Source organism: Streptomyces sp. NPDC049577 (assembly GCF_040675635.1).
Classification (GTDB): domain Bacteria; phylum Actinomycetota; class Actinomycetes; order Streptomycetales; family Streptomycetaceae; genus Streptomyces.
Window position 1 is genome coordinate 1 of the sequence record NZ_JBFAPH010000651.1, and the last position, 1,188, is coordinate 1,188.

General features: G+C 77.6%; 1 protein-coding gene. It reads right to left on the reverse strand.

Annotated features, from left to right (window positions below):
- Nucleotides 1-1,058, reverse strand: a 1,058-nt coding sequence (locus tag AB0K09_RS33610; protein WP_366069172.1) for an ATP-binding cassette domain-containing protein, incomplete at its 3' end; no start/stop codon positions are given.
- Nucleotides 1,059-1,188: the final 130 nt, after the last annotated feature.

Sequence of the window (1,188 nt, forward strand, 5' to 3'; positions counted from 1 at the left end):
CGGTGCGGCTCGGCGCCGCCGACCCGTACGGTGCCGCGCGCCGGCTCGTGCATGCCGACGAGCGTCCGCAGCAGCGTCGACTTGCCCGCGCCGTTGCGGCCCATCAGGGCGACGGTCTCGCCCGGGCGCACGGACAGCCCGACGTCCCGCAGGGCCTCGACCTGCCCGTGGCGCACGGCGAGCGAGGTCGCCGTGAGCACCGGCGGGCGGGCGTCGACGGGGGCCGGCGCGTCCGGGACGAGCGGCGTCAGCCGCTCCCGCAGCGGCGCGGCCCTGCGACGCGCGTCGCGCACGGACAGCGGCGGCGGCGACCAGCCCGCGAGCCGGGCCAGCTCGACCACCGGCGGGTGCACGGGCGAGACGGCCATGATCTCGGCCGGCCCGCCGACGACGGGGGCGGCGCCGGGCGCGGGCAGCAGGATCACCTGGTCCGCGTACTGCACCACGCGCTCCAGCCGGTGCTCGGCGAGCAGCACGGTGGTGCCGAGGTCGTGCACGAGCCGCTGCAGCACGGCCAGCACCTCCTCGGCGGCGGCCGGGTCCAGCGCGGACGTCGGCTCGTCGAGGACCAGCACCTTCGGGTGCGTGGCCAGCACCGAGCCGATCGCCACGCGCTGCTGCTGCCCGCCGGAGAGCGAGGCGATGGCCCGGTCGCGCACGTCCGCCAGCCCCAGCAGGTCCAGCGTCTCCTCGACGCGGCGGCGCATGGTGTCCGGCGCGATGCCGAGCGACTCCATGCCGTAGGCGAGCTCGTCCTCGACGGTGTCGGTGACGAAGTGCGCCAGGGGGTCCTGCCCGACGGTCCCCACGACGTCGGCGAGCTCGCGCGGCCGGTGCGTACGGGTGTCGCGCCCGGCGACGGTGACGCGGCCGCGCAGGGTGCCGCCGGTGAAGTGCGGCACGAGCCCGCTGACCGCGCCGAGGAGTGTCGACTTGCCGACACCGGACGGCCCGACGAGCAGACACAGCTCGCCCTCGGGCACGACCAGATCCACATCCCGCAGCGCGGCCTCGCCCGCGCCGTCGTACACGACGGACACCTGCTCGAACCGGATCACGGGGCCTCCTTCGGAGCGTGCGGGGCGGAATCGCCGGGGATCGCGGCGTCGGGACGGGGCCGGGCCGGGCCGTTGACGGGGCCGTCGCCCCCGGGCCCGTCGGGAGCGGGGCCGCCTGCGCGGGGCAGAC